Consider the following 2,092-nt stretch of genomic DNA (forward strand, 5'->3'; position numbering starts at 1 on the left):
GCGCCGCGCTGGCACCCCCGCCCGCGCCGCGCCCGCGCCGCGCCCGCGTCGTCCCGGCCCCGTCGCCCCGGCCCCTGCCGGGCCGGTGCCCGACGCCGCGCCCGCGTCGCCCCGGCGCCGGCCCGGCAGGGGGCCGGTGCCGGGTTGTCAGAGGGCCGGTGCCGTCCGGCAGGGCGCCTGGGCCGGCGCGTCAGGGGCCCGTGCCGGTCCGGCTGAGCTGTGCGGTCTCACTCACCGGCCCGAATTCGTCCGGCATGTGGGATCACATTCCGGGACCCGGACCGGGAATCGATACGATGAGCCCATGGTTCTTGACGACGTGAGCGAGAAGACGCCGGGCGCACTGCTCGTGGCGCGGCTGCACGTCGACCTGTGCAGGCTTGCCAGCGCCATCTGTTGACGCCGACCCCTGCCGCCGTACGGCCGTGAGCCGCGGCGCCCTCACCCGTGTGACCCCGCACTCCGCGCTGCCGCGCGCCCACTCGACCTGACTACTCCCGACAGGAGCCGCACACCATGGCCATCGAGGTCCGCATCCCCACCATCCTCCGCCAGTACACCGACGGTCAGAAGGCGGTGGAGGGAGCCGGCACCACCCTCGCCGACCTGTTCGCCGACCTCGAGACCCGCCACACGGGCATCCAGGCCCGCATCGTGGACGGCGGCGAGCTGCGCCGCTTCGTCAACGTCTACCTCAACGACGAGGACGTGCGCTTCCTGGAGGGCATCAACACCAAGCTCTCCGACGGCGACAACGTGACGATCCTGCCGGCCGTGGCCGGCGGCATGGCCTGAGGCCCGCTGACCACCCATGCGCTACGACTCCCCGCTGGCCGCGGTGGGCAACACCCCTCTGGTGCGCCTGCCGCGGCTCTCGCCGTCCGAGGACGTCCGGATCTGGGCCAAGCTGGAGGACCGCAACCCCACCGGCTCGGTCAAGGACCGCCCCGCCCTGCACATGATCGAACAGGCGGAGAAGGACGGCCGTCTGACCCCGGGCTGCACGATCCTGGAGCCCACCTCGGGCAACACGGGCATCTCCCTGGCCATGGCGGCCAAGCTCAAGGGCTACCGCATCGTCTGCGTCATGCCCGAGAACACCTCCCAGGAGCGGCGTGACCTGCTCGCCATGTGGGGCGCGGAGATCATCTCCTCCCCGGCGGCGGGCGGCTCCAACACGGCCGTACGCGTCGCCAAGGAGCTCTCCGCCGAGCACCCCGACTGGGTGATGCTCTACCAGTACGGCAACCCCGACAACGCGGGCGCGCACTACGCCACGACGGGGCCGGAGATCCTCGCCGACCTCCCCTCCGTCACCCACTTCGTCGCGGGCCTCGGCACCACGGGCACGCTGATGGGCGTGGGCCGCTACCTGCGCGAGCACAAGCCGGACGTCAAGATCGTCGCCGCCGAGCCGCGCTACGACGACCTCGTCTACGGCCTGCGCAACCTCGACGAGGGATTCGTGCCGGAGCTGTACGACGCGTCCGTCCTCACCACCCGTTTCTCCGTCGGCTCCGCCGACGCGGTGACCCGCACGCGCGAGCTGCTCCAGCAGGAGGGCATCTTCGCCGGCGTCTCCACGGGAGCGGCGCTGCACGCGGCGATCGGGGTCGGCCGGAAGGCGGTGAAGGCGGGGGAGACCGCGGACATCGTGTTCGTGGTGGCCGACGGAGGGTGGAAGTACCTGTCGACGGGCGTCTACACGGCGGCGACGACGGAGGAGGCCATCGAGACGTTGCAGGGGCAGCTCTGGGCTTAGGGCCCTTCTGATGGATCTCCGCGGCGTCACGGCGTCCGGCACGCACTCTCGCCGCACCGCGCGAAAGCCCACGTAGCGCCGCTACGAGGACTTCCAGGCGGCACGGCGAGAGCACGCACCGGACGCCGCTCCTTCTCCCACGGAGATCCGTCAAAAGAACCCAAGGGCCGGGCGCCCAGTAGCTCGGGGCGCGCTCGCCTGTCCGGCGAGTGCGGGGGGCTGGGGGTTTCTCGCGCAGTTCCCCACGCCCCTGGAAAAGCAGGGGCCTGCGGCCCCGTGCCTTTCCGATGGAGGGCGTGCCGCAGGCCCGTTCCCTTCAGGGGCGCGGGG

3 protein-coding genes are annotated in these 2,092 nt (G+C 72.3%); all 3 read left to right on the forward strand.

The genetic code is table 11. The features are described 5' to 3' along the window. Positions 1–304 precede the first annotated feature (304 nt). The 3 genes from AOK23_RS51680 (at position 305) to AOK23_RS23030 (ending at position 1,762) form a co-directional block, all read left to right on the forward strand. Entirely contained in the window at positions 305–400 is a 96-nt protein-coding gene (locus tag AOK23_RS51680; RefSeq protein WP_309474684.1) for a putative leader peptide, read from the forward strand. A 116-nt stretch (positions 401–516) separates the two neighbouring features. Next, entirely contained in the window at positions 517–795 is a 279-nt protein-coding gene (locus tag AOK23_RS23025; protein ID WP_055516984.1) for a MoaD/ThiS family protein, read from the forward strand. A 16-nt stretch (positions 796–811) separates the two neighbouring features. Then, positions 812–1,762: a PLP-dependent cysteine synthase family protein gene (locus tag AOK23_RS23030; protein WP_055714573.1), complete on the forward strand. Its 951-nt coding sequence runs from the start codon at positions 812–814 to the stop codon at positions 1,760–1,762. Positions 1,763–2,092 lie beyond the last annotated feature (330 nt).

The organism is Streptomyces torulosus (genome assembly GCF_001419765.1).
Lineage (GTDB): Bacteria > Actinomycetota > Actinomycetes > Streptomycetales > Streptomycetaceae > Streptomyces > Streptomyces torulosus.

Bases quoted from the DNA above. Each gene is read 5' to 3' on its own strand.
- AOK23_RS51680 (WP_309474684.1), top strand. From the start codon at position 305: ATGGTTCTTGACGACGTGAGCGAGAAGACGCCGGGCGCACTGCTCGTG.
- AOK23_RS23025 (WP_055516984.1), top strand. From the start codon at position 517: ATGGCCATCGAGGTCCGCATCCCCACCATCCTCCGCCAGTACACCGAC.
- AOK23_RS23030 (WP_055714573.1), top strand. From the start codon at position 812: ATGCGCTACGACTCCCCGCTGGCCGCGGTGGGCAACACCCCTCTGGTG.